The organism is Metapseudomonas phytobenefica (assembly GCF_043392685.1).
Classification (GTDB): domain Bacteria; phylum Pseudomonadota; class Gammaproteobacteria; order Pseudomonadales; family Pseudomonadaceae; genus Metapseudomonas.
Window position 1 is genome coordinate 1 of record NZ_JBHZGM010000032.1, and the last position, 25,437, is coordinate 25,437.

Below are 25,437 nucleotides of genomic sequence, written 5' to 3' on the forward strand. Positions count from 1 at the left end.
CGAAGAAGTGACGTAGCTTCTTGCGGCTGTCGCTGCGACCGAAGCCGTCGGTGCCCAGCACCTTGTATTCCTTGCTCGGAACCCACTGGCGGATCTGGTCGGCGAACAGCTTCATGTAGTCGGTGGAGGCCACGACCGGGCCCTTGCGACCGCTCAGGCACTGCTCGACGTAGGTCTGCTTCGGCTTCTGCTCCGGGTGCAGGCGGTTGTAGCGCTCGACCGCCAGGCCTTCGCGGCGCAGTTCGTTGAAGCTGGTGACGCTCCAGACGTCGGCGCCGACGTTGAACGCTTCGCGGAGGATCTTCGCCGCTTCGATGACTTCGCGCAGGATGGTGCCCGAACCCAGCAGCTGCACGTGGTGTGCGGCTTCCTTCTTGTCCTCTTCGAGGAGGTACATGCCCTTGATGATGCCTTCCTCGGCGCCTGCCGGCAGGGCGGGCTGGGTGTAGGCCTCGTTCATCACGGTGATGTAGTAGAAGACGTGTTGCTGCTCTTCGATCATCTGGCGGATGCCTTCGCGGATGATCACCGCCAATTCGTAGCCGTAGGTGGGGTCGTAGCTGCGGCAGTTGGGTATCACCGAGGCGAGGATATGGCTGTGGCCATCCTCGTGCTGCAGGCCTTCGCCATTGAGGGTGGTCCGGCCGGAGGTGCCGCCGATCAGGAAACCATGGGCGCGGCTGTCGCCGGCCGCCCAGGCCAGATCGCCCACGCGCTGCAGGCCGAACATCGAATAGAAGACGTAGAACGGCAGCATCGGCTGGTTGTGGTTGCTGTAGGAGGTGCCGGCGGCGATGAAGGAGGACATGGCGCCCGCTTCGTTGATGCCTTCCTCGAGGATCTGGCCCTTCTTGTCCTCGCGGTAGAACATCACCTGGTCCTTGTCGACCGGCTCGTAGAGCTGGCCCACGGACGAGTAGATGCCCAGCTGGCGGAACATGCCTTCCATACCGAAGGTACGGGCTTCGTCCGGGATGATCGGGACGATGCGCTGGCCCAGTTCCTTGTCCTTGACCAGCTGCGCGAGGATGCGCACGAAGGCCATGGTGGTGGAGATTTCACGGTCGCCCGAGCCGTCGAGGATGGCCTTGAGGGTGTCCAGCGGCGGGGGCGGGATGCTGAAACTGTTGGCGCGGCGCTTGGGCATGAAACCGCCCAGGGCAGCGCGGCGTGCCTGCAGGTACTTGAACTCGGGGCTGTCCTCGGCGAAGCGAACGAAGGGCAATTGTTCCAGCTCGGCGTCGTTGACCGGGATGTCGAAGCGGTCGCGGAACAGCCTCAGGCTTTCGATATCGACCTTCTTGATGTTGTGCGCGATGTTCTTCGCTTCGCCCGCGCCAGTGCCATAACCCTTCACTGTCTTGGCCAGGATGACGGTGGGTTGGCCCTTGTGGTTGACCGCCTGGTGGTAGGCCGCATAGAGCTTGTAGGGGTCGTGGCCACCACGGTTGAGCCTCCAGATCTCGTCGTCGGACAGGTCCTTGACCATCTCCTTGAGTTCCGGGGTGTTGAAGAAGTGCTCACGGACGTAGGCACCGTCCTTGGCCCTGTAGTTCTGGTACTCGCCGTCGACCACTTCGTCCATGCGGCGCTGCAGGGCGCCGTGGGTGTCCTTGGCGAACAGCGGATCCCAGAAGCGGCCCCAGACCACCTTGTTCACGTTCCACTGGGCGCCACGGAAGACGCCTTCCAGTTCCTGGATGATCTTGCCGTTGCCGCGCACCGGGCCGTCGAGGCGCTGCAGGTTGCAGTTGATGACGAAGATCAGGTTGTCCAGCTTCTCGCGGCCGGCCAGGGAAATGGCGCCAAGCGCCTCGGGTTCATCACACTCGCCATCACCGAGGAAGCACCAGACCTTCTGCTTGCCGGCGGGAATGAAGCCGCGGCTTTCCAGGTACTTCATGAAGCGCGCCTGGTAGATCGCCTGGATCGGGCCGAGGCCCATGGACACGGTGGGGAACTGCCAGAAGTCCGGCATCAGCCAGGGGTGCGGATAGGAGGACAGGCCCTTGCCGTCCACTTCCTGGCGGAAGTTGTTCAACTGCTCTTCGCTGATGCGGCCTTCGAGGAAGGCGCGGGCGTAGATGCCGGGGGCGATCGGCCCCTGGATGAAGATCAGGTCGCCGCCATGCTCCTCGGTGGGCGCCTGGAAGAAGTGGTTGAAGCCAACATCGTAAAGGGTGGCCGAAGAGGCGTAGGTCGAGATGTGCCCGCCCAGGTCCGGGTCCAGCCGGTTGGCGCGCATCACCATCGCCACCGCGTTCCAGCGGGTCATCGAGCGGATGCGGCGTTCCATGAACAGGTTGCCAGGCATGCGCGCTTCGTGGCTCACCGGAATGCTGTTGCGATAAGGCGTGGTGATGGCGTAGGGCAGTTGCGTGCCGCTGCGGGTGGCCAGCTCGCCCATGCGGGTCAGCAGGTAGTGCGCGCGGTCTTCACCTTCGTGCTCAAGTACGGATTCCAGGGAATCCAGCCATTCCTGGGTTTCGACGGGATCGAGGTCTTGCATGACAGACTCCACATGTTTGGCCCCACTGGCCGGGGCTGATGTCATCGTCCGAACAGGCCGCGCCTTCTGCAGCGCCGGCGTACGTGAAGGACCACGTTTGTACCACCGGCGGAGCACACTTTAGCGTTCACAGAATAGAACTCTGAGGGCGATAAATTGGATCTACCGAGGCCGTCGTTGCGCAACTACCGTTACCGCCATTGGTTTCAGGAGGTTCGCAATGAAGAAGATCCTCGGCGTCTACACCAGCCCCCGGCCCCACTGGGTGGGTGATGGCTTCCCCGTTCGCACGTTGTTTTCCTACGACAGCCTAGGCAAGCATGTGAGTCCCTTCCTGCTGCTCGACTTCGCGGGCCCCCATGATTTCCCGGCTACCTCCCAGCGCCGGGGCGTGGGGCAGCACCCGCACCGGGGGTTCGAGACGGTGACCATCGTCTACAAGGGCGAACTGGAACACCGCGACTCCACCGGCGCCGGCGGGCTGATCGGCCCCGGCGATGTGCAGTGGATGACGGCGGCCTCGGGCATTCTCCATGAAGAGTTCCATTCCGAGGCCTTCGCCCGCAGCGGCGGCACCCTGGAAATGGTGCGGCTGTGGGTCAATCTGCCGGCTCGCGACAAGATGGCGGCTCCGCGCTATCAGACCCTCCTCGATCAGTCGATTCCCGCCATTCCACTGGCAGGCGGTGCGGGGACACTGCGGCTGATCGCCGGGGAATTCGAGGGCCGTCAAGGACCGGCGCAGACCTTCACGCCGATCGACGTCTGGGACCTGCGGCTCAAGCGAGAAAAGCCGCTGTCCTTGCCATTGGTCGAGGGGCGCACCTCTGCCCTGGTGGTGCTGCGCGGCACGTTGCAGGTGAATGGCACGCAAGTGCTCCGTGAGGCGCAGACCGTGCTGTTCGACCGGGCCGGAGACGAGGTGCTGCTGGAAGCCAATGACGAGGCGCTGGTGCTGCTGCTTTCGGGCGAGCCCATCGATGAGCCCATCGTCGGTTACGGCCCCTTCGTGATGAACAGCGAAAGCGAGATACGCCAGGCGATCCAGGACTTCCAGACCGGCCGGTTCGGCCAGATGAACGACTGACGGTCATATTTCGGACCGGGTCATTGCCTAGTCTGATTAATCCCCACAGTGGACCTGTGGGCCCGCGGTTCGGCCGCCATGGCGAGGATGGCCAAGAACAACAAAGTGCTGGACTCCCGGCACACCCGACCCCAGACCCGCCCCACAAGGGCGGGGCGTCAACCCAAGCAAGGAGACTCACCATGTCTTTCCAATACAAGCGTCTGGACAAGAACAACGCCGCTGTACTGCTGGTAGATCACCAGACCGGTCTGCTCTCGTTGGTGCGGGATATCGATCCGGACCGGTTCAAGAACAACGTGCTGGCCCTTTCCGATCTGGCCAAGTACTTCAATCTGCCGACCATTCTCACCACCAGCTTCGAGAACGGCCCCAACGGCCCGCTGGTGCCCGAGCTGAAGGAACAGTTCCCCGATGCGCCCTACATCGCTCGCCCCGGCAACATCAATGCCTGGGATAACGAAGATTTCGTCAAGGCAGTGAAAGCCACCGGCAAGAAGCAACTGATCATCGCCGGCGTGGTGACCGAAGTCTGCGTGGCCTTCCCGGCCCTGTCGGCCCTGGAAGAAGGCTACGACGTCTTCGTGGTCACCGACGCTTCCGGCACCTTCAACGAACTCACCCGTGATTCCGCCTGGCGCCGTATGGAAGCCGCCGGTGCCCAGCTGATGACCTGGTTCGGCGTGGCCTGCGAACTGCACCGCGACTGGCGCAACGACATCGAGGGCCTGGGCACCCTGTTCTCCAACCACATCCCGGACTACCGCAACCTGATGACCAGCTTCTTCACGCTGAACTCGGGCAAGTGAGTCTGACCCCGGTAGCCCTGCCTGTGTGCATGGCTACCGGGACCGCCACTTTGAAAGTCGCCAGCGATGAGGTCCTGACAACCCGTCCATTGCCCGAGTAAGGAGAACGATCATGGCCAACGCTCCCCGGATCAACGTGCTGGGCATTTCCGGCAGCCTGCGGCGCGGCTCTTTCAATACCTCGGTGTTGCGCGAGGCTGCGCGCCTGGCGCCGGCGGACATGGCCATCGAGCTCGCCGACATCAGCGAGATCCCGCTCTACAACGAAGATACCTACGCCCAGGGCTTTCCCCCTGCGGTCGAGCGTTTGCGTGAACAGATCCGTGCCGCCGATGCGTTGCTGATCGCCACGCCGGAATACAACTATTCAGTGCCAGGGGTGCTGAAGAACGTCATCGACTGGGTTTCCCGTCCGCCCGAGCAACCCTTCGCCGGCAAGCCGGTTGCCCTGATGGGCGCCAGTGCCGGCCGCTTCGGTACGGCGAGGGCCCAGTACCACCTGCGCCAAAGCATGGTCTTCCTGGACATGCGTCCGCTGAACCGACCCGAGCTGATGATCGCCACCGCCCACAAACTCTTCGATGAACAGGGCAACCTGACCGATGAGGCGACCCGCGAGTACCTCCGTGGCCTGCTCGTGACGCTTCATGAGTGGACCCTGAGTCACCAGGCCGGATGATGGAGACCAAGTGATGAGTACTCACGAAACCCGTTGCGAGCTGTCCTCTTCCTTCGATTGTCCGGAGAAGGATGGCGTCCGGGCCGTCCAGCGGATCACCTCGCGCAGTGCCGAGATCGGCGGTGGCATTTCCGTCAGCCGGCTGCTGCCTTCGAGGCATAGGCGCATGGTCGGTGCCTGGTGTTTCCTCGACCATGCCGGCCCGGCGGTTTTCAAGTCCGGCGATGGCCTGCGGGTCGGGCCGCATCCGCATATCGGCCTGCAGACCTTCACCTGGATGATCGAAGGTGAAGTGCTGCATCGCGACAGTCTGGGCAATGTCCAGGTGATCCGTCCCGGCCAGGTGAACCTGATGACCGCCGGCCACGGCATCGCCCATACCGAGGAGTCCCTGCCGGGCGAGGGCCATCTTCACGCCGTGCAATTGTGGATCGCCTTGCCGGCTGCGGAGCGTGATCGGGCTCCGGCATTCGAGCACCATGCCGAACTGCCCCGCTGGCAAGCCGAAGGTTTCAGCTTCACGCTGCTCGCCGGACGTTTTGGCCAGCACGAAGCGCCTGTCAAGACCTTCTCGCCGCTGTTGGGCATTGACCTCGCCACCCTTGATGCCGCGAGCACCCGGCTGGATCTCGATCCGGCCTTCGAATACTGCGTCCTGCCGCTGATCGGCCAGTGGCAGGTCAATGGCGAGTCCTTTGCCGAGAACGAACTGGCTTATCTCGGCCGTGGCCTGGAGTCGCTCGAACTGAGCGCCCCGGCCGGCGCGCGGGGCATCCTGCTGGGGGGCGTGCCTTTCACCGAGGAGATCTTCCTGTGGTGGAACTTCGTCGGCCACAGCAAGGCCGAGATCGCTGACGCCCAGCGCGACTGGGAAGAGGGCAGCGCCAGGTTCGGCGAGGTGGCCGGCTTCGATGGGCGGCGCCTGGTTGCACCTGCGCTGCCCTGGCGAGTGTCGTAACGGCCGGTTTGTCCCGAGGTCCTGGATGAACCCGCTGATCGCCTATTTCAAGATTGCCCTGCGCCCCGGTCGTGACGTCCTGCTGTTCGCATTGCGTACCGTGGCAGCCGGATTGCTCTGCCTGTACCTGGCCTTCATCTTCGATCTGGACCAGCCGAAGTGGGCCCTGATGACGGTGGTCATCATCAGCCTGCCGCTGGCCGGCATGACGCTCAAGCGCAGCTTCGCCCAGGTGCTGGGCACCGGAGCGGGTGCCGGGGTGGCGGTGTTGATCATGGCGGTGTTTCCGCAGGCGCCGGAGCCTTTCCTGATCTGCCTGGCGTTGTGGCTGGCGTTCTGTACGGCGGGCGGCACGCTGCTGCGTTACACCGATTCCCATGCCTTCGTGCTGAGTGGATTCACCGCCGTGATTGTCGCCACGCTGGCGATTCCGGAGCCGGACGGCACGCTCCTGCTGGCCATCACACGGTTGACGGAAACCCTCCTGGCGGTGGCCTGCGTCGGCTTTGTCAGCCTGCTCACGGCTCGCCCGCAGGCGGTGGCCAAAGGTTACTTCGCCAAGGTCGACGGCCTGGTCAGGCTCATCGCCGTTCACGCTGCCGCAGTGATTCGGACCGACGAGGATGAGGCCGCCTTTCGCCAGCGCCAGGCACAACTGGTCGCCGAGATCAGCGCCCTGGAGAGCCTGCGCCGCCACCTGTACTTCGATGCGCCGCACCTGCGCAGTGCCGATGGCCTGGTGCAGTTGTTCGCCAATCAACTGGTCCTGCTGACTTCGCGCCTGCTGGTCCTGCGGCAGCAGCGCGAACTGGTCCAGCAGCACTGGCAAGGCCCGCTGCCAGCCGATATCCAGTTGCTGCGCCAGCGCGAACTGGCCAGCCTGGACGAGCTGGCGCGTGATGGCATGGCCCTGCCGGCGGCCAGCCGTGACGCCCTGCGGAATATCCATCAGGGATTCGACGAGGCCGCTGACCGCGCCGAGTTCCTGAGTGAACCCTTGCCCGCCCATTTGCGCTCCCTGGCCTGGGCGCTGCGCTGGGAGCAGGCCCGCCTGCTGCAGCAGCTGGATGAACTGATAGAACTCAACGAGGCCATCCAGCAGGGGCGGACGGCCAGTTGCCCCTTTGCACGGGGTGGCCTGAATGCGCTTCACCTGGACTTCCGCCTGGCGGGCATGAATGCCGTGCGTGCCTTCCTGGCGCTTGCCCTCGCGGGCTTCCTCTGGATCGAGACGGCGTGGGACGGGGCGCGGGCGGGGCTGATCCTGGTGGCGGTCATGTGCTCGCTGATGGCGACTTTTCCGCGCCCGTTGCTGGCCAGCCAGAACTACAACAGGGGGCTGGTGGTGGCCATCGGTCTGTCGGCGATCTACCAGTTCGCCCTGCTGCCGGTGTTTGGCGATTTCGAGATGCTCGCGCTGTGTCTGGCCCCCTTGCTCTATCTGGTGGCGGTCGGATTGGCCAGCCCCATGACCGCGGGCATCGGCATGGGCATCGGTCTGGTGACCCTGTTGATGGTCGGTCCGCAGAATGTCGGGGCCTACCATAACACGGCGATGCAGTGGTTCGAGTTCGCCGGGGCCTACCTGGCCGGCGGGCTTCTCTCGATGGTGGTGTTTGCACTGGTGTTTCCCTTCAATCCAGAGCAACGGATCGCCTGGCTGTTCCGCGCGTCCCGCGAGGACGTCGCCCGACAGGTCATCGGGACGCCCGGACCGGCCGGCCAATTCGATTTCGAGAGCCGCATGCTGGACCGGCTGGCGATGATGATCGGCCTGCTGCCGGCCACCACGGACCCACGCGCCAGGGAAATCTTCGAATGCAACCTGATGTGCGTCGGCCTTGCCGTGGCGCTGGTGCAGGCGAACGAACAGTGCGCCAGCAGCAAGGCGCTGCCGGCGGAACTGCGCTCGGCGTTGCAGCAAGGGCTGCGGGATATGGCCGATTACATCGGCGCAATCCGGCGCGTCGACCTGCACGGGCTGCTGCAGGACATGCAGCGGATCGGCCAGTCGATGGACGCGCTCCATGAGGCGCATCTGACCCATGGCCGTGAAGAGTTGCGCAGGCTGTTCATCATGCGCGTTGCGCTGGCGATCGCGCTGGCGTTGCTTGAGCGCTACCGCCATTTGCTGGATTTGCCGGGGCCATTGCCGCTGGAGGAGGGTGCCTATGCCCGCTGATTTCGAACTGGGTGGCGTCTACCTGCCGCCGATTGCCCAGGCGCTGTTGCTGAGCCTGCCGTTGTTCCTGCTGCTCGATGCGCTGTTGCGACGCCTGGGCGTTCTCGCGTTCGTCTGGCATCCGGCGTTGTTCCAGGGCGGCTTGTATGCGGCGATCTGTGCGCTGCTGGTGCTGTTGATGGGAGTGAATGTCTGAAATGCCCGCGATGAAACCCTTGCTGTCCAGGACGCTGACCCTTGTCACCGTGCTTGTCGCATTCGGCCTTGGCTGGTACGCCTGGGAGCATTACACCCGCGCCCCGTGGACCCGTGACGCGCGGGTGCGGGCCGATGTGGTGACACTCTCTGCCGAGGTGAGCGGGCGCATCGTCGAGCTGCCATTGCAGGACAATCAGTTCGTCGAGAAGGGCGACCTGCTCCTGCAGATCGATCCAGCCCGCTACGAGCTGGCCGTGCTGCACGCCCAGCGGGCGGTGGAAGTGGCGCGTGCCGCACTGGGACAATCCCGGGCATCCATAGTCGCCAACCAGGCGTTGTTGCGGCAGCGGCGCAGCGAGGAGCAACGCCGTCGGCAATTGCGGCAGCGCTCGGCGATATCCAACGAAGAATGGGAAAAGGCCAGCACCGACGTTGCCGTCGCCGAGGCCGAGCTGCTCAGGGAACAGTCCAACCTGGGCCTGGCACAGGCCAACGTCCAGCTGGCCGAGGCGTCGTTGCAGCAGGCGCGACTGGATCTGGAGCACACCCGGTTGCTGGCGCCGGTGAGCGGCTATGTCACCAACCTGTTGACGCGCAAGGGCGATTTCGCCCAGCCGGGCGCGCCGCTGCTGGCCCTGGTGGACAGCGACTCCTTCCATGTCAGCGGCTACTTCGAGGAAACCAAGCTGCCACGCATCCACGTCGGCAGCCGCGCCCGGATCGTGCTGATGAGCGGGGAAGAGCTGGAGGGCAGGGTGGAAAGCATCGCCTACGCCATCACCGACCGCGAGAACCTCCCGGGCAGCCGCCTGCTGGCGAACGTCAACCCGAGCTACACCTGGATCAAGCTCGCCCAGCGCATCCCTGTGCGCCTGCGGCTGGACCCGCTCCCCGCTGGAGCGCCGCCACTGCGGGCCGGAACCACCGCCACCGTCACCATTCTCGAATAGGTCTGGAATGTTGCATGCAGTCATCCGGTTGGACATGTCGCCATGTTCGATCTGAACGAGCTTTACCTGTACGCCAAGGTCGTAGAGCACGGCGGGTTCGCCCCCGCTGGCCGCAAGCTGGGCGTGCCCAAGTCCCGCTTGAGCCGACGTGTTTCCACGTTGGAGGAGCGCCTGGGCGTGCGCCTGATCCAGCGCTCGACCCGGCACTTCGCGGTGACCGAAGTCGGCCTGGAGTATTACCACCATTGCGTGGCGATGCTGGCGCAGGCCCATGCCGCCGAGGAGGCGATAGAGCGGAGCCGGGCCGAGCCACGGGGCGTGGTGCGGATCGCCTGTTCGACACCCTTGCTGGACGCGCGGCTGGCGCCCATGCTGGCCCGCTTCATGGCCCAATGCCCGGTGGTGGAGTTGCTGGTCAAGAGCCTGAATCGGCGCGTCGATGTCATCAGCGAAGGCTTCGACCTGGTCCTGAGCGTTCGCCACCAGCCGCTGGAAAGCAGTGAACTGGTCATGCGGACACTGGCGCGGAGTCGTCAATGCCTGGTGGCGGCACCCTCCGTTCTTGCTGGACACGCAGATGCCCTCGGGCCGGCGGACCTGCCTGGGTTGCCAGCCCTGTGCTGGGGCCCGAATGTCCAGGACTACACCTGGGAACTGGACGGGCCGGATGGGGCCGTGGCATCGATTCATGTCCGCCCGCGCATGGTGTCGGATGACCTGGCCGTACTGCGGGAGGGGGCGTTGGCCGGGGTGGGGGCCGTACTGCTGCCCGAGGAGGTCGTGCAGGCGGACCTGGCGAGTGGCCGGCTGGTCAACGTACTCGATGGCTGGGCGCCCAGATCGGGGGACGTGGTTGCCATCTTTCCGTCCCGTCGTGGCCTGATGCCGTCCGTGCGCCAACTGATCGATTTTCTCGCCGAGGCATTCCAGCACGAGTCAACGGCGCTGGATGCGGAGGCCATGCCTGCATTGGCCGTTGCCAGAGCGGTGTAGGAGCCAGCTTGCTGGCGAAACGGGACCATTCGCTGGCAAGCCAGCTCCTACGGGCAATTCGGACACCCTCCGACATCCTGCCCGTGGGTTGGCACACCAGCCTTGCGCCGGGAGAGGCGGTCCGTCGGCCGTCGATTCGATTCTTGATTTCAACTCAAATAACTTTGCTCGATTGGCGGCTTAATCGACAAAGGTAAAGGCGACACACTGCGCGCCATTCAAGTCGTCGACCTACTGGAGCCTAGCCATGTCGTCCACCCCCCTCATTCCTTCCTTCGGCCTCGGCACCTTCCGCCTGACCGGCCAGCCCGTCGTCGATTCGGTACGCAGCGCCCTGGAGTTGGGCTACCGCGCCATCGACACCGCGCAGATCTACGGCAACGAGGCCGATATCGGCCAGGCCATCGCCGAGAGCGGCGTGCCCCGTTCCGAGCTGTTCCTCACCACCAAGATCTGGGTGGAGAACTACGCCAGCGACAAGCTGGTCGCCAGCCTGCGCGAGAGCCTGGAAAAACTGCGCACCGATCAGGTGGACCTGACCCTGATCCACTGGCCGGCGCCGGGCAACGGCGTCGAGCTGCCCGAATACATGGAGGCGCTTGCCGAAGCCAAGGCCCAGGGGCTGACCCGCCAGATCGGCATCTCCAACTTCAACATCGATCTGACCCGGCAGGCCGTCGCGGCGGTGGGCAAGGGCGAGATCGCCACCAACCAGATCGAGCTCAGCCCCTATCTGCAGAACGCGGCGCTGACGGCCTTCCTCAAGGAGCAGGGCATCCCGGTCACCTCCTACATGACCCTGGCCTACGGCAAGGTGCTGAAAGACCCGGTGCTGGCCGAGATCGCCGCCAAGCACCAGGCCACCGTCGCACAGGTCGCTCTGGCCTGGGCGCTGCAGCTGGGCTATGCGGTGATTCCGTCCTCGACCCGCCGCGAGAACCTGGCCAGCAACCTGCTCGCCCGCGACCTGCGCCTGGACGCCGAGGACATGGCGCAGATCGCCGCACTGGAACGCAACGGCCGCGAAGTTAGCCCCGAAGGTCTGGCTCCGGTCTGGGATTGACGGCCACGCCAGCTTCCCGCGCCCGACCACGGTGCGCCATCGAATTTTTCTGATCACCGAACGTCGTCAGGCGAGGGCCCCAGCGCTCCGCCGACGGCCTGAACGAATACAGGAGTGTCATATGAAAACCTTCGCCAGATTCGCCCTGGCCGCTGCGTTGCCGCTGGCCATGCAGGCCGCTTCCGCCGCCGACTGGTATCCCTCCGCCTACGGCGCCAACGATGAAATCGGCGCCGCCAACCTGCTGACCCCCGAGGTGGTGAAGCAGGCGGTCGGCCTGGTCAAGACCGGCAAGACCTATCCGCTGGCGGTGCCGGTGGACAAGAACCTGCCGGCGTTTCGCCACCGCAGCTTCCACCTCTACAACATCCAGCCTGGCGAGCAGGCCGGCCGGACCCTCGGCCCGAACAAGTTCACCTTCAACGACGAGATGGTGAACGCCTGGACCGGTGTCGGCACCCAGCTCAACGGCATCGGCCACATCGGCATCGACAACCGTTACTACAACGGCAACCAGGCGGCCGACTTCGTCACCGTCGAAGGGGTGAAGAAGCTCGGCATCGAGAAGGTCCCGCCGTTCGTGACCCGTGGCGTGGTGCTGGACATGACCGCGCACTACGGCAAGGCCGTCGTTCCCGGCGGTACCGAGTTCAGCGTCGCCGACATCCAGGCGGTGCTGAAGAAGCAGGGCCTGACCCTGCGCAAGGGGGACGTGGTGCTGTTCAACACCGGCTGGCTGGAGCTTATCGGCAAGGACAACAAGCAGTTCCTCGAAGTCGAGCCGGGCATCGGCATGGAAGCGGCTAAGTGGCTGGCCGACCAGGGCATAGTTGCTTTCGGCGGCGATACCTGGGCCTCCGAGGTGTACCCCAACCCCCACGGCAAGGATGAGTTCCCGGTGAACCAGTACATGCTGGCCAAGCGCGGCATCTACAACCTGGAACTGATCGACAGCCGCGCACTGGTGCGCGACCAGGCCTGGGAATTCCTCTTCGTCCTCGGCCAGCCGCTGTACGTCGGCTCGACCCAGGTCAACATCAACCCGGTGGCCATCAAATGACGACTTCCACTTCGCTACCGGCCTTCGCCGGCCGCAGCTTCCGCGTCGACTACCAGGGCCTGTCCGCGCACAACCGCTATTCGGCGGACGGCTCTTTCATCCGCTACGCCATCGTCTCCGGTCCCTACGCCGGTGCCGAGGGCGAGGCGGCCTGCCAATGGCGGGAAATCGCCGAGGGTGTCTACGTGATTTCTTGGCAGGAAGCCGACGGCGCCACCGTGGTGCATGTCGATGATTTCGCCAACGGACATTCGCAGGCGTTCTTCACCGCAACCGACCTGAGCTTCCATCGCATGCAGGGGCCGTTGACGGCGATCGAAACGGAGGAGGGCGAGCAATGAAATCCACTCAGGTATTGTTCGCGCTGGCCATCGGCGCGTTCGGCATCGGCACCACCGAGTTCACACCGATGGGGCTGCTGCCGGTCATCGCCGAGGGGGTGGACGTCAGCATTCCCAGCGCGGGGATGCTGGTCACCGCCTACGCCGTCGGCGTGATGCTTGGCGCGCCGCTGATGACACTGTTGTTCAGCCGCTTCGGCAAGCGTGGTGCGCTGATCTCGCTGATGGCCATCTTCACCCTGGGCAATCTGCTGTCGGCGATGGCGCCTGACTATGCCACGCTGCTCGCCTCGCGCCTGGTCACCAGCCTCAACCATGGCGCCTTCTTCGGCCTCGGGGCGGTGGTCGCGGCGAGCGTGGTGCCGAAGGACAAGCAGGCCAGCGCGGTGGCGGCCATGTTCATGGGCCTGACCATCGCCAATATCGGCGGTGTGCCAGCGGCGACCTGGGTCGGCCAACAGGTCGGTTGGCGCGTGGCATTTGCCGGCACCGCGGCGCTGGGTCTGATCGCCATGGCCGCGCTCTGGCTCGCCCTGCCCAGGGGTGAGCGCGGCAGCGTACCCGATGTGCGTCGCGAACTGGCCGTGATAACCCGCCCGAGCGTGTTACTGGCGATGGCGACGACGGTGGTCGGAGCCGGTGCGATGTTCACGCTGTACACCTACGTGGCACCGGTGCTGGCCGAACTGACCGGCGCTTCGGACGCTTTCGTCACCCTGGCGCTGGTGCTGATCGGCGTTGGTTTCACCCTCGGCAATAGCCTGGGCGGCCGTCTCGCGGACTGGTCGCTCGACGGTTCGACGCGAATCTTCCTCGCGGCGCTGGCCGTCATCATGCTGCTCTTGCCGCTGGCGCTGACCAACCACGTAGCTGCGGCGCTGGGCTTGCTGGTCTGGGGTGTAGCGACCTTCGGTCTGGTGCCTCCCCTGCAGATGCGGGTCATGGAAGCCGCCGCCGAAGCCCCCGGCTTGGCCTCGTCCATCAATGTCGGTGCCTTCAACCTTGGCAACGCGCTCGGTGCGGCACTGGGCGGCGGTGTCATCAGCCTGGGCCTGGGTTACGTCGCCGTACCGGTGGCCGGTGGCCTGCTGGCTGCTCTGGGGTTGTTGCTGGTATGGCTGGGGCGAGCCGGCAAGGTCGCCGAAGTCAATCTGGCCCAGCAGCCCTGCGACAGTGTGTGATTGAACCCTGTTGCCGAGAGAACGGAAAAGGCCCCGGGACAGAACGCCCGGGGCCTTCATGTGTTCGGACTCGACCCTTTTGACCTGCGGCCGATTGTGAGTGAGTTTCGTCGAATCGTATTGACCGGCGCGGAGCGCCAAGGACTCCCCATGATTCCATCCCTGGACAGTATTTTTGCTCGCTTGCGCCTGCGTCAGTTGCGCCTGCTCATCGAGCTCGATCGTTGTGGTTCGCTGCACAAGGCTGCAGAGGCCATGGCCATCTCGCAACCCGGCGCGACCAAGGCACTGCGCGAAGTCGAGGAAATCCTCGGCGTGCCGTTGTTCGTGCGCCAGCCCAGTGGCCTGGTGGCCAATGACGCCGGGCGCTGCGTGGTGCGCTATGCGCGGTTGATCCACAGCGACCTGGGCCATCTGCGCGATGAGGTGCTGGGTATCGTCCAGGGGCAGGGCGGCCACCTGGCGGTGGGCAGCATCATGGGGGCCATGCCGATGCTGGTCGGCGCCCTGGGGCGGCTGCGGCACAAGCAGGAGAAGCTGTCGGTGGAGATCGCCGAGAACACCAGCGCCAACCTGCTGGCGCAACTGGACGAAGGGCGCCTGGACCTGGCGATCTGTCGCCCGGGCGTAGGGCGCAACACGGAGGACTACGTCTTCATGGAACTGGCCAAGGAACCCCTGGCGGTCGTGGCACATCCCCAGCATCCGCTGGCGGGCGCGAAGGCGTTGGAGATCAGCGACCTGAGCCAATACCGCTGGATCGTCTATCCGGCCAACATGCCCATGCGCCAGGCCCTGGAGCGCGAGTTGAGCGAGGCGGGTGTGGCGGTGCCGCGCTACCCGCTGGAGACCTCGTCCACCTTCGCGACCTTCATGTTGCTGGAGGAAGACCCGACCCTGGTGGCGGTGATTCCCAGTGCCGTGGCGGCCTTTGCCGAACAGCGCGGGCTGTTGGTGTCGCTGGCGGTGCGGCTACGGGCGCTGAGCGATCCGTTCGGGGTGGTGCACCGGGTCGGCTCGCCGCTGTCCCATGCGGCGCAATTGCTGGTGGATGAGTTGCTCGCACCCTGAGTGCACAAGGGCCGCTATGCGGCCCTTTCGCGGCTGAAGCCGCTCCCACAGGTACTGCGCCGTTCTCAAGGTCTGCGGACTACCTGTAGGAGCGGTGACCCTTGTGCGGTCAGAACTGGCGTTCGCGGTAGTCGATCAGGCTGGAGAACAGGGCAATCAGCACCGCCGCGATCACGAAGAAGATCAACGCGAAGAAGTACTCGCCGGTGAACTGCACGATCAGGCCAATGATGATCGGCACCAGCACGCCGGCCATGTTACCGCAGAAGTTCATGGTCCCGCCCAGTACGCCGGTGCGCGAAGGGCCGCCGATGATCGCCGGCAGGCACCAGTACATGCCGCACCAGCGGATGAAGAACATCGCCACGCACAGCAGGGTGATCACAGGCCCTGTGCTGGCGACGAAGGCCGCCGCGAGGATGCATGCCGCCGCGATCAGCGCCGAGCCGCTGAACATCGAGCGCATCACCAGGTTCGGCGAGGCGCCGCTGGCGCGCCATTTGTCACCGATCCAGCCGCCGACCAGCTCACCGATGAAGCCACACATGAAGATCAGGAAGGTCGCGCCGCCCATGGCCGAGATGTCCAGGCCGTGGGCCTTGTGCAGGTAGCTGGGCATCCAGGTCAGCAGGCCGTAGAACACCGCGAGGATGCAGCTGTAGCCGGCGAACATGGCGAAGATCGAGCGGTCCTTGAGCAGCACGCGCAACGGGATGCGCACCTTGGCGGCAGCGGCGTGGGCGCTGGCGTTGCCTTCGGTGATGTGGCGCAGCTCGGCTTCGTTGACGCCCGGGTGTTCGCTCGGGTGGTTGCGGATGTACTTCCAGGCCAGGATGCCGGCCAGGATGGTGCCCGCCCCGGCGACCACGAAGGCCAGGCGCCAGGAACCCAGCCAGGCGATCAACCCGGAGATGAGGATCGCTCCCAGGGCGCTGCCCAGCGGTGCGCCGCCGTCCACCAGCACGGCACCACGGCCACGCTCGTTGGGTGTGAGCCAGGAACCGTTGAGCTTGGCCCCGGCGGGCATGATCGGCGACTCGGCGACACCCAGGCCGATGCGCGTGAACAGCAGCACCAGCCAATGGTGCGAGGCGGCGCCCATGGCCTGGAAGGCACCCCAGGCGACGGTCGCGCCGCCGATGATGCCGCGGGTGTGGAAGCGGTCCAGCAACAGGCCGCCGGGAATCTGCATCAATGCATAGGACCAGAAGAAGGCGCTGAGCATCAGCCCTTCCATGGCCGGTGTCAGGTTGAACTCCGGCGCGATCAGCGGCAGGGCCACCGAGAGCGAGGCGCGGTCTATGTAGTTGATTGCGGTGAGCAGCAACAGGATCAGGAAGATGCGCCAGCGCACATTGGTCATGGGAGCGGCGGTGTCCGGCGCCAGGTCAGCAGGGGAGGAGATCGTCTTCATCGCAGTGCTCGTTCTTGTGATTATCGGAAGGCACACCGCCCTGGGCCGTGCGCGCTTCGATTGTTGGAGGCGCAGGTTTTCACCAGGTAATGAAAAGAGCTGATCCAGGGATAACCGTGGCTTATCGATAAGCAGGGGTTATTCCCGGATCAGCTCTTTTCATTATCGGGGCCGCCAGCGGCGCCCCTAGATTGGCCAGGCACGGCTCGCCGGACTTACGGCGGGTTCAACAAGAACAACGCGGCGCCACGTGCCTGAGGATCTTCCATGAGCAATTTCCAATTCCATTTCCCCACCATCACCCAGTGCGGTGAAGGCCTGGCCAATCAGGCTGGCGCGCTGCTCAGGCCCCATGTCGAGGGCGCCTTGCTGGTGGTGACCGACCAGGGCCTGATCGACGCCGGGATCCTGGGCGGGTTCTTCGCCTCCCTGGAGCAGGCCGGTATCGACTACCACCTGTTCTCGGCGGTGGAAGCCAACCCCAGCACCGATGTGCTCGATGCGGCCGTGCGCATGCTGCGCGAGTGTGATTGCAAGGCGGTGATCGGCGTGGGCGGTGGCAGCAGCATCGACACCGCCAAGGGCGTGGCGGCGATGGCCACCAACCCGGGCAGCATCCTCGACTACGAAGGCTACGACCGGCTGGTCAATCCGCCGTTGCCGATCTTCGCCATCCCCACCACCGCCGGTACCGGCAGCGAGTGCACCGCCTCGACGGTATTCACCAACAAAGAGACCCTGTTCAAGACCGTCATCATCAGCCCGCAGCTGTTCCCGCGCCTGGCCATCCTCGACCCTGCGCTGACCCTGAACCTGCCGGCGTCGATCACCGCTGCCACGGGCATGGACGCGCTGACCCACGCCATCGAATCCTATGTGTCGCGCCAGGCCAACCCGATCAGCCAGGCCATGGCCCTGCAGGCGATCCGCATGATCGCCGGCAGCCTGGAGAAGTGTTACTTCGTCGGTGCCGACATGGCCGCCCGCGAGCAGATGCTGCTGGGCTCGTTCCTGGCCGGGGTGGCGTTTTCCCAGTCCAAGCTGGGCAACGTGCACGCCATCTCCCACACCTTCGGTGGCGTGTTCAACATCCCCCACGGCATCGCCAACGCCGCGTTGCTGCCCTATGTCATCCAGTTCAACCTGCCGGCCTGCCCGGAGCGCTTCCGCGACATCGCCATCGCCCTGGGCGCCGACGTCACCGGCCTCGGCCTGGAGCAGGCCGCCGCCTGCACCGTGGAGCGCGTGGTGGCGCTGAACCGCGCCATCGGCATCCCCGCCACCATCCGCGAGTTGGGCGTGGACCTGGAATATCTGCCGCAGATGGTCAGCGACTCCATGCGCAGCGGCAACGTGCGGGTCAACCCGCGCCTGACCACGGCCCGCGATGTCGAGCGCCTGATCACCGACGCCTACCACGGCAACCTCTGAACCCCATTACCCACCGTGTGCCCGGCTGCGGGCACGCCTGCCCAGGAAGCCCTGTCCATGTTCTATGAAATGCGTACCTACACCCTGCACATCGGCAAGATGAAGGAATACCTGGAGCACTTCGAGAAAGAAGGCCTGCCGGTGATCTCCCGCTACACCACCCTGGTGGGCTGGTGGTACACCGAAATCGGCGAGCTCAACCAGGTGGTGCACATCTGGGCCTACGAGAGCCTGGATGACCGCATCCGCCGTCGTGCCGCGCTCTACGAGGACCGCGACTGGCTAGAACGCTTCATCCCCAAGGCCTTCCCCATGCTGATCCGCATGGAGTCCAAGCTGCTGATGCCGGCGGCTTTCTCGCCGATCCAGTGATCTTTCTGTCTTTCTTGCGAGAGAAATTTCATCTCCGACGGATACAACACGAGGAGCCAACATGGAGCTGGGTATCAAGGGCCGCTGGGCCATCGTCTGTGCGGCCAGCCAGGGGCTGGGCAAGGGCTGCGCCGAAGCCCTGGGCGGCGAAGGTGTCAACCTGGTGATCAACGCCCGTACCGCCACCACCCTGGAGCAGACGGCCGCCGAATTGCGTAGACGTTGCCCGGCCATTGAAGTGCGCACGGTCGCAGGTGATGTGGCCGAGCCGGCGGTACGCCAGGCCCTGCTCGGCGCGTGCCCGCAGGTCGATATCCTGGTCAACAACGCAGGCGGTCCGCCTCCGGGGGATTTTCGCGACTGGGCCCGGGAAGACTGGATCAAGGCCCTGGACGCCAACATGCTCACGCCCATCGAGCTGATCAAGGCGGTGGTCGATGGCATGGCCGAGCGTGGTTTCGGGCGGGTGGTGAACATCACATCGGGCGCGGTGAAGGCGCCGATCGATATCCTCGGCCTGTCCAACGGCGCGCGCAGCGGCCTGACCGGCTTCATCGCCGGGCTCGCCCGTCAGCAGCGCCTGGCCGGGCGCAACGTGACCCTGAACAACCTGCTGCCGGGCGCCTTCGACACCCCTCGCCTGCAGAAGACCCTGCAGGCCGCGAGCCAGGCCAGCGGCGACCTGCAGGCGACCACCCGGGCACGCCGCCAGGCGATCCCGGCGGCGCGCTTCGGCAAGGCCGAAGAGTTCGGGGCGTACTGCGCGTTCCTGTGCAGCGTCCACAGCGGGTACATCACTGGGCAGAACCTGCTGATCGACGGCGGAGCCTACCCGGGCACCTTCTGACCCAGCACGTCTGGGCAGGGAGGCCCAGGCGTTGGCCATGATGGGATTTTCCAGTCGGCTTCAGATAGCCAGGCTGTCCACCACGCCACCGTCAACGCGCAAGGCGGCTCCGGTGGTTGCGGAAGAGTAGGGCGAGGCAACGTAGGTCACCAGGGCCGCCACTTCTTCGACTTCAGCCACGCGCTGGATGATGGAGCTGGGTCGCTCGCGGCGCACGAATTCATTCGCTTCCTCGCGCGGGGTGCGGCCGGATTTGTTCACGGCGTCGGCTACCAGGTTGGCCACGCCTTCGGTGAAGGTCGGGCCGGGGAGGATGGCGTTGACGGTGACGCCGGTGCCCGCCAGGCGCTTGGCCAGGCCGTGGGAGACGGCGAGGTTGGCGGCCTTGGTGACGCCGTAGTTGATCATCTGCGCGGGGATGGCTACGCCCGATTCCGAGGACAGGAAGATCACCCGGCCCCAGCCGCGCTCGACCATGCCGGGAGTGTAGTGGCGGGCCAGGCGCACGCCGGACAGCACATTGATTTCGTAGAAATCCAGCCACTCCTGGTCCTGGGTTTCGAAGAAGTCGACGTCGTTATAGATGCCCAGGTTGTTCACCAGGATGTCGGCGTGGGGTTCGGCGGCGAACAGCGCCTCCGCCCCGGCGGCGGTGCCCAGGTCGGCGACCACGCCACGGGCCTTGCCGTTGGCGGCACGGATGCCGGCCACGGCTTCGTCAACGGAAGCGGCGTTGCGTCCGACTATGACCACGTCGGCGCCGGAAGCGGCCAACTGGCGGGCGATGCCCAGGCCGATACCGCCGGTGGAACCACTGATGATGGCGGTCTTGCCGCCGAGATCGATTTGCATGTGAGTAATCTCCTCATCCAGGAGGGCACGGGATGTGCCGGTGATCGTCTGGATCTGGTGCCATGCTACGAGGGGCTTATATGATCGTACATAACTTAATTCGACATACTTGAGTCCTTGAGGGTCTTATGCTTGATCTCAGACAACTCCGCTATTTCGTCGCCGTGGCCGAAGTCGAGCACGTCGGCAAGGCGGCGGAGCAACTGCACATTTCCCAGTCGCCGCTGAGCCGGCAGATCGCCCAGCTGGAGGAGCGCCTCGGCCTGCAGCTGTTCGAGCGCAGTCAGCAGCGCCTGCGCCTGACCTCGGACGGGCGCACTTTCCTGCACGAGACCAAGGCGCTGCTCAAGCACGCCGAACGCCTGGAGTCCCTCGGTCGCCGTCTGGGCCGGGGCGAAACGGGCGGGCTGTGCATCGGCTACGTCAGCCATGCCATCCATGCCGGGGTGCTGCCCGAGGCATTGCGCCATGTGCGCGAGGAGCGGCCGGGTATCCACATCGCACTCTATAACCTTTCGGCCCAGGAGCAGTTCGAGGGACTGCGCCAACGCAGCCTGGATATCGCCCTGGTGTGCGAACCGCCGGCGGAGGATGACCCGGACCTGCTCGCCTCCCCGGTGTTCGAGGACCCGCTGCATCTCGCCTTGCCGCTGGGGCACCCGCTGGCGGACAAGGCGGTGATCGAGCCGGCCGACCTGCACGAGCAGGACTGGATCATGGTAGAGGGGCATTTGCAGTCAAACCGCCGCGAGCGCTTCCTCGCCTGCTGCGTGGAGTCCGGCTTCACCCCGCAGATCCGCCTGGAGGCCGCCGAGCCGCTGAGCGCCATCGGCCTGGTCTCCGCCGGCCTGGGGCTGGCATTGATCCAGCAGAGCATTGGCGGCAAGAGCAATCCCAACGTCGTGCTGCGCGAGCTGCCCTGGCTGGGCCAGAGCACCGGCCTGTGGGCCGCCTGGCACCGAGTCGACCTGCGGCCGATTGTGGCGGACTTCCGCGAGATGGTGCTGGCGGGCGCCAAGGTCTGACGGCATCAACAGGAATGGGGGTTTGACGTTACAGGTCTGATCTCTGTCGAATTATGACTTGGACGGTCTTGGTTGGGCAGGCATAGGATTGCCGCCACTGGAGTTCACAAGCGACTCCTCCCCAACCAGGAGAATCCCTATATGAGTCTCAAATCCCTGATCCCCACCCGCCTCGGTTTCGGCACCGCGCCGCTGGGCAACATGTACCGCGACGTACCTGCCGAGGAAGTGCAGGCCACCGTCGATGCTGCCTGGAACAACGGCGTGCGCTACTTCGACACCGCCCCGTTCTACGGCGCCGGCCTGTCCGAAACCCGCCTGGGTGCTGCCCTGGCAAACCGCCCGCGTGACGAATATGTGCTGAGCACCAAGGTCGGCCGCATCATCCTCGACGAACTGGAAGACCCGGCCGCCCGCGAGCTGGGCGAGAAGAGCGGCCTGTTCGAACACGGCAACCGTAACCGCATCGTCAACGACTACAGCGCCGATGCCACCCTGCGTTCCATCGAAGACAGCCTCAAGCGCCTGGGCACCGACCGCCTGGACATCGTCTGGATCCACGACATCGCCCAGGACTTCTACGGTGACGAATGGCTGACCCAGTTCGAGATCGCCCGCACCGGCGCCTTCCGCGCACTCACCCGCCTGCGTGAAGAAGGCGTGATCAAGGCCTGGGGCCTGGGTGTGAACCGCGTCGAGCCCATCGAGCTGACCCTGGACCTGGACGAGCCGCGCCCCGACGGCTTCCTGCTCGCCGGCCGCTACTCGCTGCTGGACCACGAGCGCGCGCTGCAGCGGGTGATGCCGCAGGCGGTGGAGCAGGGCGTCGGCATCGTCGGCGGCGGCCCGTACAGCTCCGGCGTGACCGCCGGTGGCGAGCACTTCGAGTACCAGAAGGCCAGCCCGGCCGTGCTGGCCAAGCTCGAACGCATCCGCTCGGTCGCCCGTGACCACGGCGTGGACGTGAAAGCCGCCGCCCTGCAGTTCGCCCTGGCCCATCCGGCCGTGGTGGCGGCGATTCCCGGCTCGACCCGCCCGCAACATGCCAACGAAGACCACGCCGCGCTGAACGCCGTAATCCCGGCTGCCTTCTGGAACGACCTGCGTCAACAAGGCCTGATCAGCGCCGTGGCGCCTGTCCCGGCCGCTTGAACCTTCAACCGCCGGGCCCGCCGGCCCGGCGCATTACAGCCAATCATCGAATCATTTGGGGCCTGCGCCCCAGGAGAAACATCATGACCAAGGCCACTGCATTCATCGAACTCAACACTGACGCCAACCAGGTCTGGCAACTGATCGGCGGCTTCGACTCGCTGCCCGACTGGCTGCCCTTCATTCCCCAGAGCACCCTCAGCGAAGGCGGCCGCGTCCGCACCCTGAAGAGCGTCGAGGGCGCCACCATCATCGAACGCTTGCTGAACTTCAGCGAAGCCGAGCGCAGCTACACCTACACCATCCTCCAGGGCCCCGCGCCGGTGCGCGACTACGAAGCGACCCTGCGAGTGCTGCCCGGCAGCAATGGCCAGGGCGCCCGCGTGGAGTGGTTCGGTTCCTTCATCCCCGAGGGCATCAGCGACGCGCAAGCCACCGAGCTGTTCACCACCATCTACGAGGATGGCCTGGCGGCGCTCAAGCAAGCCCTCGAAAGCTGATGGCTTGAGGCGCCCTGCCCCGGGCGAGTCCCTTTTGCAGACGCCCAAAAGGAACTGAAACGCTTGCACCTGCATCCTGAGTTTCAGCCCGGTTTCAGATCTCCGTGGGCTTCAGGATGAATTCATCGCGTCAGGCGCGAGTCACCCCTCTCCTCTTTAGGGAGAGGGGCCGGGGGAGAGGGGGACGCCAGATGGATGCGGAGACCTGAAAGGCCCGAAATAGAGCCTTTCCTTCACCGCTGCAACAGTTGACGCAGCCATAGCCTTAGCTGTTGCCAGCGATCGAGGCGCCTTGTAGGAGCCAGCGTGATGGCGAAGCGGAGCCATTCGCTGGCAAGCCAACTCCTACGGGCCATACTGCGGGCTCCCTGCACCGACCTTTATTGAGCCGTCCAGCCGCCATCCATGTTCCAGGCGGCGCCGCGGACCTGGGCGGCGGCATCGCTGCAGAGGAACAAGGCGAGCTCGCCGAGTTGCTCGGGGGTGACGAAGTCCAGCGAGGGCTGCTTTTCCGCCAGCAGGTCGTGGCGCGCCTGTTCCGGGCTGGCGCCGGCACTGATGCGCGCGTCGATCTGTTGCTGGACCAGCGGCGTCAGTACCCAGCCGGGACAGATGGCGTTGCAGGTGATGCCGGTGGTGGCGGTTTCCAGCGCTGTGGTCTTGGTCAGGCCGATGACTCCGTGCTTGGCGGCGACGTAGGCGCTTTTTCCCGCCGAGGCCACCAGTCCGTGGGTGGAGGCGATGTTGAGGATGCGCCCCCAGCCGCGCTGACGCATGCCCGGCAGCGCCAGGCGTGTGGTGTGGAACACCGCGGACAGGTTGATGGCGACGATCGCGTTCCAGCGCTCGACGGGGAAGTCCTCCAGCGCGGCGACATGCTGTATGCCGGCGTTGTTGACCAGGATGTCGAGGGCGCTGAACTCGCGCTCGACGTAGGCGATCATCTCGGCGATCTGCTCGGGTCGGGACATGTCCGCGCCATGATGGCCGATGCGAGCGCCATGGGCGGCGAGCTCGCCCACCACCGCGTCGATGTCGCCGAAGCCGTTGACCACCACGTTGGCACCCGCGGCGGCGAGGCGACGGGCGATGCCCAGGCCGATACCGCTGGTGGAACCGGTGACCAGGGCGGTCTTGCCATTGAGGTTCATGGGGTTCTCCTGTTGGTCACGGCAGCCGCCTGCGGGCGGCTGCGTGTTAGGGGACTCAGACGATGCCGGTCGCGTAGAAGGTGCCGATCACCAGGAACACGGCGAACGTCTTGATCAGGGTGATGGCGAAGATGTCCTTGTAGGCCTCGCGGTGGGTCAGGCCGGTGACCGCGAGCAGGGTGATGACGGCGCCGTTGTGCGGCAGCGTGTCCATGCCGCCGCTGGCCATGGATGCCACCCGGTGCAGCACCTCCAGCGGAATGTCGGCTGCGTGGGCGGCAGCGATGAACTGCTCGGACATGGCCGCCAGGGCGATGCTCATGCCGCCGGACGCCGAGCCGGTGATGCCGGCGAGGGTGGTCACGGTGATGGCCTCGTTGATCAGCGGGTCGGGGATGCTCTTGAGTGCGTTGGCCAGCACCAGGAAGCCCGGCAGCGAGGCGATCACCGCGCCGAAGCCGTACTCCGAAGCCGTGTTCATCGCCGCCAGCAGGGCACCGGAAACGGCGGTCTTGCTGCCTTCGGCGAGCTTGCTGCGGATCACCCGGTAACTGCTCGCCAACACCAGCAGGATGCCCAGCAGCAGCGCCGCCTGCACCGCCCAGATGCCGGTCAGCTTGGCGACGTCACTGGTCACCGGGGCGGCCATGCCGGCCAGTTGCAGGCTGTGGGTCGTGCCGTAGAGCTGTGGAATCCAGTGGGTGAACAGCAAGTTGGCACCGCCCACCAGCACCAGCGGCGAGAGCGCCAGCAACGGGTTGGGCAGTTTCAGGTCGCTGGCGGTTTCCGGCTCGTTGCGCAGGTCGTTGCCATAGCCTTCGCCGGCGGCCTGGGCCTTGTTCAGCTGGCGGCGCAGGAACAGCATGCCCATGGCGAACACGCACAGGCTGCCGATCACGCCCAGCCAGGGGGCGGCCCAGCCATTGGTGCTGAAGAAAGTGGTTGGGATGATGTTCTGGATCTGCGGGGTGCCGGGCAGCGCGTCCATGGTGAAGGTGAAGGCGCCGAGGGCGATGGTCGCCGGGATCAGCCGCTTGGGGATGTTGCTCTGGCGGAACATCTCGGCGGCGAACGGATAGACCGCGAACACCACGACGAACAGCGATACGCCGCCGTAGGTGAGCAATGCGCAGACCAGTACGATGACCAGCATCGCCTGGCGGGTGCCTAGCAGGCGGATGGCGGCGGCGACGATCGAGCGCGAGAAGCCCGACAGCTCGATCAGCTTGCCGAACACCGCGCCCAGCAGGAAGACCGGGAAATAGAGTTTGACGAAGCCGACCATCTTTTCCATGAACACCCCGGTGAAGGCCGGGGCGACGGCGGAGGGATCGGTCAGCAGTACTGCGAGCAGGGCCGCGATGGGGGCGAAGAGGATCACGCTGTAGCCGCGATAGGCGGCGAGCATCAGCAGGGCGAGGGCCGCAAGGGCGATGACCACGCTCATCGAATGGATCTCCAGTTGGCGCGACGGGTGCCGCGAGTGGTTCTTGTTGTTTTGAGGACTACCAGAGCGGCAGGACGAAGCTGGTTGCGTCGATTGTTGTGATGCCGGTTATGTAGCCAGGGCCGCGGCAAGCGACATAGCCAGGATCGTGCCAGTTATGTAACT

24 protein-coding genes are annotated in these 25,437 nt (G+C 65.3%); 19 read left to right on the forward strand and 5 right to left on the reverse strand.

Annotation, left to right across the window (positions count from 1 at the left end; all coding sequences use genetic code 11):
- Positions 1-2,509: pyruvate dehydrogenase (acetyl-transferring), homodimeric type (gene aceE, locus ACFW0B_RS21100; protein WP_449150941.1), on the reverse strand; the 2,509-nt coding region annotated here is incomplete at its 3' end.
- 220 nt (positions 2,510-2,729) lie between these two features.
- Here aceE and ACFW0B_RS21105 point away from each other — a divergent pair.
- The 13 genes from ACFW0B_RS21105 (at position 2,730) to ACFW0B_RS21165 (ending at position 15,081) form a co-directional block, all read left to right on the forward strand.
- A complete protein-coding gene (locus ACFW0B_RS21105; protein WP_449150942.1) occupies positions 2,730-3,596 on the forward strand; it encodes a pirin family protein in 867 nt (288 codons plus the stop codon).
- A 182-nt stretch (positions 3,597-3,778) separates the two neighbouring features.
- Complete coding sequence (gene ycaC / locus ACFW0B_RS21110; RefSeq protein WP_449150943.1) at positions 3,779-4,405, forward strand: isochorismate family cysteine hydrolase YcaC; 627 nt, start codon at positions 3,779-3,781, stop codon at positions 4,403-4,405.
- Between the two features lie 112 nt (positions 4,406-4,517).
- Complete coding sequence (locus ACFW0B_RS21115; protein ID WP_449150944.1) at positions 4,518-5,084, forward strand: NADPH-dependent FMN reductase; 567 nt, start codon at positions 4,518-4,520, stop codon at positions 5,082-5,084.
- 13 nt (positions 5,085-5,097) lie between these two features.
- The gene (locus ACFW0B_RS21120) at positions 5,098-6,042 is read left to right on the forward strand and encodes a pirin family protein (protein WP_449150945.1); all 945 of its coding nucleotides are present in this window, start codon (positions 5,098-5,100) and stop codon (positions 6,040-6,042) included.
- 25 nt (positions 6,043-6,067) lie between these two features.
- Entirely contained in the window at positions 6,068-8,224 is a 2,157-nt protein-coding gene (locus tag ACFW0B_RS21125) for an FUSC family protein (protein ID WP_449150946.1), read from the forward strand.
- Positions 8,214-8,420, forward strand: coding sequence for a DUF1656 domain-containing protein (locus ACFW0B_RS21130; RefSeq protein ID WP_449150947.1), 207 nt, complete (start codon positions 8,214-8,216; stop codon positions 8,418-8,420). The genes ACFW0B_RS21125 and ACFW0B_RS21130 overlap by 11 nt, the downstream gene beginning before the upstream one ends.
- A gap of 10 nt (positions 8,421-8,430) precedes the next feature.
- Positions 8,431-9,372 carry an HlyD family secretion protein gene (locus tag ACFW0B_RS21135; RefSeq protein ID WP_449150969.1) on the forward strand — a complete coding sequence of 314 codons (942 nt, stop codon included), beginning with the start codon at positions 8,431-8,433 and terminating at the stop codon, positions 9,370-9,372.
- A 42-nt stretch (positions 9,373-9,414) separates the two neighbouring features.
- Positions 9,415-10,365 carry a LysR substrate-binding domain-containing protein gene (locus ACFW0B_RS21140; protein ID WP_449150948.1) on the forward strand — a complete coding sequence of 317 codons (951 nt, stop codon included), beginning with the start codon at positions 9,415-9,417 and terminating at the stop codon, positions 10,363-10,365.
- A gap of 247 nt (positions 10,366-10,612) precedes the next feature.
- Positions 10,613-11,428, forward strand: a complete 816-nt coding sequence (gene dkgB / locus ACFW0B_RS21145) for a 2,5-didehydrogluconate reductase DkgB (RefSeq protein WP_449150949.1) — start codon at positions 10,613-10,615, stop codon at positions 11,426-11,428.
- A 121-nt stretch (positions 11,429-11,549) separates the two neighbouring features.
- Positions 11,550-12,488 carry a cyclase family protein gene (locus ACFW0B_RS21150; protein ID WP_449150950.1) on the forward strand — a complete coding sequence of 313 codons (939 nt, stop codon included), beginning with the start codon at positions 11,550-11,552 and terminating at the stop codon, positions 12,486-12,488.
- Positions 12,485-12,829, forward strand: coding sequence for a MoaF-related domain-containing protein (locus ACFW0B_RS21155; protein WP_449150951.1), 345 nt, complete (start codon positions 12,485-12,487; stop codon positions 12,827-12,829). Before ACFW0B_RS21150 ends, ACFW0B_RS21155 begins: the two co-directional genes overlap by 4 nt.
- Positions 12,826-14,010 (forward strand): MFS transporter, encoded by a 1,185-nt coding sequence (locus tag ACFW0B_RS21160; protein WP_449150952.1) that lies wholly within the window; start codon positions 12,826-12,828, stop codon positions 14,008-14,010. The genes ACFW0B_RS21155 and ACFW0B_RS21160 overlap by 4 nt, the downstream gene beginning before the upstream one ends.
- Positions 14,011-14,160: 150 nt before the next feature.
- A complete protein-coding gene (locus ACFW0B_RS21165) occupies positions 14,161-15,081 on the forward strand; it encodes a LysR family transcriptional regulator (RefSeq protein WP_449150953.1) in 921 nt (306 codons plus the stop codon).
- Between the two features lie 109 nt (positions 15,082-15,190).
- Here ACFW0B_RS21165 and ACFW0B_RS21170 read toward each other — a convergent pair whose 3' ends face one another.
- Complete coding sequence (locus tag ACFW0B_RS21170; RefSeq protein ID WP_449150954.1) at positions 15,191-16,495, reverse strand: MFS transporter; 1,305 nt, start codon at positions 16,493-16,495, stop codon at positions 15,191-15,193.
- Positions 16,496-16,762: 267 nt separating this feature from the next.
- Here ACFW0B_RS21170 and ACFW0B_RS21175 point away from each other — a divergent pair, with 267 nt between their 5' ends.
- The 3 genes from ACFW0B_RS21175 to ACFW0B_RS21185 all read left to right on the forward strand — a co-directional run bounded on the left by ACFW0B_RS21175 (position 16,763) and on the right by ACFW0B_RS21185 (position 19,145).
- Positions 16,763-17,926: an iron-containing alcohol dehydrogenase gene (locus ACFW0B_RS21175; protein ID WP_449150955.1), complete on the forward strand. Its 1,164-nt coding sequence runs from the start codon at positions 16,763-16,765 to the stop codon at positions 17,924-17,926.
- A 57-nt stretch (positions 17,927-17,983) separates the two neighbouring features.
- On the forward strand, positions 17,984-18,298 hold the full coding sequence (locus ACFW0B_RS21180; RefSeq protein ID WP_449150957.1) for an NIPSNAP family protein: 315 nt from the start codon (positions 17,984-17,986) through the stop codon (positions 18,296-18,298).
- A 61-nt stretch (positions 18,299-18,359) separates the two neighbouring features.
- The gene (locus tag ACFW0B_RS21185; protein ID WP_449150958.1) at positions 18,360-19,145 is read left to right on the forward strand and encodes an SDR family oxidoreductase; all 786 of its coding nucleotides are present in this window, start codon (positions 18,360-18,362) and stop codon (positions 19,143-19,145) included.
- Between the two features lie 60 nt (positions 19,146-19,205).
- Here ACFW0B_RS21185 and ACFW0B_RS21190 read toward each other — a convergent pair whose 3' ends face one another.
- On the reverse strand, positions 19,206-19,997 hold the full coding sequence (locus ACFW0B_RS21190) for an SDR family NAD(P)-dependent oxidoreductase (protein ID WP_449150959.1): 792 nt from the start codon (positions 19,995-19,997) through the stop codon (positions 19,206-19,208).
- Between the two features lie 128 nt (positions 19,998-20,125).
- Between ACFW0B_RS21190 and ACFW0B_RS21195 the strand changes: the two genes are divergently transcribed.
- The 3 genes from ACFW0B_RS21195 to ACFW0B_RS21205 all read left to right on the forward strand — a co-directional run bounded on the left by ACFW0B_RS21195 (position 20,126) and on the right by ACFW0B_RS21205 (position 22,674).
- Positions 20,126-21,022: a LysR substrate-binding domain-containing protein gene (locus ACFW0B_RS21195; RefSeq protein WP_449150960.1), complete on the forward strand. Its 897-nt coding sequence runs from the start codon at positions 20,126-20,128 to the stop codon at positions 21,020-21,022.
- Between the two features lie 141 nt (positions 21,023-21,163).
- On the forward strand, positions 21,164-22,174 hold the full coding sequence (locus ACFW0B_RS21200) for an aldo/keto reductase (protein WP_449150961.1): 1,011 nt from the start codon (positions 21,164-21,166) through the stop codon (positions 22,172-22,174).
- Between the two features lie 83 nt (positions 22,175-22,257).
- Entirely contained in the window at positions 22,258-22,674 is a 417-nt protein-coding gene (locus ACFW0B_RS21205; protein WP_449150962.1) for an SRPBCC family protein, read from the forward strand.
- 380 nt (positions 22,675-23,054) lie between these two features.
- On the opposite strand, the gene ACFW0B_RS21210 is transcribed toward ACFW0B_RS21205, so the two are convergent.
- Positions 23,055-23,825, reverse strand: a complete 771-nt coding sequence (locus tag ACFW0B_RS21210) for a 3-hydroxybutyrate dehydrogenase (RefSeq protein ID WP_449150963.1) — start codon at positions 23,823-23,825, stop codon at positions 23,055-23,057.
- A gap of 55 nt (positions 23,826-23,880) precedes the next feature.
- Positions 23,881-25,272, reverse strand: a complete 1,392-nt coding sequence (locus ACFW0B_RS21215; protein ID WP_151134703.1) for a GntP family permease — start codon at positions 25,270-25,272, stop codon at positions 23,881-23,883.
- Positions 25,273-25,437: the final 165 nt, after the last annotated feature.